This is a genomic window from Micromonospora globispora, from assembly GCF_003857015.1.
Classification (GTDB): domain Bacteria; phylum Actinomycetota; class Actinomycetes; order Mycobacteriales; family Micromonosporaceae; genus Micromonospora; species Micromonospora globispora.
This window is the reverse complement of sequence record NZ_QGGF01000590.1, coordinates 1-2865: the sequence shown is the minus strand read 5'-3', so window position 1 is coordinate 2865 and position 2865 is coordinate 1. Positions and strand designations below refer to the sequence as shown.

Genomic DNA, 2865 nt, shown 5'->3' with positions numbered 1-2865 from the left:
CACCCGTCCGGCGCGCCCCGGAGGCGCCCCGGCGTCCAGTCGTTCGCCGTCGTCGCGAGGAGCGTGAAGAGTGACCATCGCACCGACCAGCGGGGGCCCGACCGGCGCCCTGGAGCGCGGGGGCGCCAGTTCCGGGACACTCGCCGACGTCGTGGAGACGGTGCTGGACAAGGGCGTGGTGATCGACGCGCAGGTGTCGGTCGCCGTGGTCGGCATCCAGCTGCTGGAGATCAACGCCCGGATCGTGATCGCCAGCGTCGAGACGTACCTGCGGTTCGCCGAGGCGGTCGACCGGCTGAGCATCGTCCCCGAGGACCAGAAGGGGCTTCCCGACCTGATCGAGGGCGCCACCGGCGCGGTCAGCAAGGGCAAGGCCATGTCCGGCCTCGGCAAGGCGGCGAAGGAGATCAGCGGCGCGGTGGTGGACTCGCTCAGCGACCGTGGATCCGAGCGGGAACGGGGCCGGCCGCGCCGACGCCGGGACGAGGAGGGCTGAGATGACCGACACGAACGCTCAGCCGGCCGCCGAGACCGGCCTGTTCATCTACGGCATCGTGCCGTCCGACGTGGAGCCGACCGCGGATGCCGCCGGGGTCGGTGATCCACCCGGCGAGGTGGCCGCGATCCGGCAGGGTGAACTGGCGGCGCTCGTCAGCGAGGTGGGGCTGGAACAGCCGATGGGCCGACCTGCCGACCTGACGGCGTACCAGACCCTGCTCGACGGGACGGCGGCGGTGGCGCCGGTGCTGCCGGTCCGGTTCGGCACCGTGGTGACCGGGCCGGACGCGGTGAAGGACCTGCTGGAGGCGCACCAGGACCAGTTCGTCGCGGCGCTGGAGGAGTTCGAGGACCGGCTCCAGTACACCGTGCACGGCCGGTACCACGAGCAGGAGCTGATCGCCCAGGTGCTCACCGACAATCCGGACGCCGGGGAGCTGGCCCGCCAGGTCCGCGGGCAGCCGGAAGAGGTGACCCGGGAGCAGCGGATCCGCCTCGGCGAGATGATCAGCCAGGCGGTCGAGCTGCGCCGGGAGGCCGAGAACCAGCAGCTGATCGACGCGCTCAGCCCGCTCTCGGTGGCGAACGCCCCCCGGCCACCGAGTCACGAGCTGGACGCGGTGCACGTCGCCTTCCTGGTCGGTACGGACGACGAGGAGCAGTTCGTCAAGGCGGTCGAGGACTTCGCCGAGCAGCGGCGCGACCTGATCCGGATGCGACTGCTCGGGCCACTGGCACCGTACGACTTCGTCAGTGCGCACCAGCTGGCGGCGGAGTAACCGGTGGACATCCTCTGGGCGTTGCTGACCCTGCCGTACGCCCCGGTGCGGGGGCTGACCGCGGTGGTGAAGGTGATCGCCCGGGAGGCGGAGTCCCAGATGTACAACCCGGTGAACATCCGCCGGGAGCTGGAGGAGCTGGACCAGGCCGCTGAGGCGGGAGAGATCACGCCTGAGCAGCGGGACCGGCAACAGGAGCAGGTCCTGGACCGGCTGACCCCGCCGGTCGGCGGTGCCGGGCCCGAGCCGGGCCCCGGCACCGCCGCCCCGGACCGTCCCGCACGGCAGCCCGCGCCCCGGCGAGGAGGGGCGGGCCACCGGCGTACCGATGGACGGGGTGAGCAGGACCGGCGACGAGGGAGTGGAAATGGCACCAGGACGGATTCGCGGCGACGGCGACCGGGAGCGCCGGAGTGAGCCGGAGGACCAGTACGAGGACCGGTACGAGGAGGAGTACGTCGAGGGGGTGTCGGCGGCCGAGGCGGCCCGGGAGGGGCTGCGCCAGATCGCGGCGTTGACCGGCAAGGACCCGCTCGGCACCACGTCGCTGGAGTCCACCGAGGAAGGCTGGCTGGTCGGGGTGGAGGTGGTCGAGGACCACCGGATCCCCGCCTCGACCGACCTGCTCGGTCTCTACGAGGTCGAGCTGGACGTCGAGGGCGGACTGCTCGGCTACCGGCGGCTGCGCCGCTATCAACGGGGCAAGGGGGACGTGGGCTGAGATGACCATGCCGAGACCACCTTCCGTGGTGCAGAACTCCGGCCAGGTCCTGCCGGCCGGGCACGAGCCGGCGAACCTCGGCGACATCCTGGAACGGGTGCTCGACCGGGGCATCGTCATCGCCGGCGACATCCGGGTCAGCCTGCTCGACATCGAACTGTTGACGCTCAAGCTGCGGCTGGTCATCGCCTCCGTGGACACCGCACGGCAGATCGGCATCGACTGGTGGGAGCACGACCCGTGGCTCAGCTCCCGCGCCCGTCCGCCGGTCGAGCCCGGCCCGCGCGACCCGGAGGAGGTCGAGGCGGAACGGCGGCCCCGGATCGCCGCCCGGGCCGAACGCGCCGCGAGGGAGGACTGGGAATGAGTACGACGGCTGGAACGACGCCCGCCGGCGGGGCGCCGGCCACCGGTACGGGTGTCTGGCTGCACGGCGTGGTCGCCGCCGCCGATCCCGCGACGCTGGCGGCGATCACCGGGATGGACGGCACGCCGGTCCGGGCGGTCCGCGCCGCCGGCCTGGTCGCCGTGGTCAGCGCCGCGCCGCTCGCCGAGTACGGCGAGGAGGCGCTGCGCCGCAACCTGGAGGACCTGGCGTGGCTCGAGCGGGCCGCCCGTACCCACCACGCGGTGGTGGACGCGCTGTCCCGGGCCGGCGCGGTGGTGCCGGCCCGGCTGGCCACCGTGCACCGGGACGACGAGCGGGTCGCCCGGGTGCTGACCGAGCGGCGCGACGAGCTGGCCGGCACGCTGGCCCGGCTCACCGGCCGCGAGGAGTGGGGCGTCAAGGGCTACGTCGTTCCCGGCGCGTCACCCCGGGCGGCGGAACCCGCTGCCGGGGGCGAGGCGGGTGCCGCGTACCTGCGG

The 2865-nt window shown here is 73.5% G+C and carries 6 protein-coding genes; all 6 read left to right on the top strand.

The genetic code is table 11. From position 1 onward, the window contains the following. Nucleotides 1–70: 70 nt before the first annotated feature. Entirely contained in the window at nucleotides 71–496 is a 426-nt protein-coding gene (gene gvpJ / locus DKL51_RS37590) for a gas vesicle protein GvpJ (protein ID WP_207783922.1), read from the top strand. A gap of 1 nt (nucleotide 497) precedes the next feature. Then, nucleotides 498–1277, top strand: a complete 780-nt coding sequence (locus DKL51_RS29835) for a GvpL/GvpF family gas vesicle protein (RefSeq protein ID WP_109945975.1) — start codon at nucleotides 498–500, stop codon at nucleotides 1275–1277. Nucleotides 1278–1280: 3 nt separating this feature from the next. Next, nucleotides 1281–1694: a gas vesicle protein GvpG gene (locus DKL51_RS29830; RefSeq protein WP_109945974.1), complete on the top strand. Its 414-nt coding sequence runs from the start codon at nucleotides 1281–1283 to the stop codon at nucleotides 1692–1694. Beyond that, nucleotides 1645–1998, top strand: coding sequence for a gas vesicle protein GvpO (locus DKL51_RS29825; protein WP_109945973.1), 354 nt, complete (start codon nucleotides 1645–1647; stop codon nucleotides 1996–1998). Before DKL51_RS29830 ends, DKL51_RS29825 begins: the two co-directional genes overlap by 50 nt. 7 nt (nucleotides 1999–2005) lie before the next feature. Then, nucleotides 2006–2365 (top strand): gas vesicle protein, encoded by a 360-nt coding sequence (locus DKL51_RS29820; RefSeq protein WP_109946018.1) that lies wholly within the window; start codon nucleotides 2006–2008, stop codon nucleotides 2363–2365. Continuing rightward, nucleotides 2362–2865, top strand: a 504-nt coding sequence (locus tag DKL51_RS29815; protein ID WP_185734964.1) for a GvpL/GvpF family gas vesicle protein, incomplete at its 3' end; no start/stop codon positions are given. The genes DKL51_RS29820 and DKL51_RS29815, both read left to right, overlap by 4 nt.

Bases quoted from the DNA above. Each gene is read 5' to 3' on its own strand.
- DKL51_RS29820 (WP_109946018.1), top strand. From the start codon at position 2,006: ATGCCGAGACCACCTTCCGTGGTGCAGAACTCCGGCCAGGTCCTGCCG.
- DKL51_RS29835 (WP_109945975.1), top strand. From the start codon at position 498: ATGACCGACACGAACGCTCAGCCGGCCGCCGAGACCGGCCTGTTCATC.
- DKL51_RS29825 (WP_109945973.1), top strand. From the start codon at position 1,645: ATGGCACCAGGACGGATTCGCGGCGACGGCGACCGGGAGCGCCGGAGT.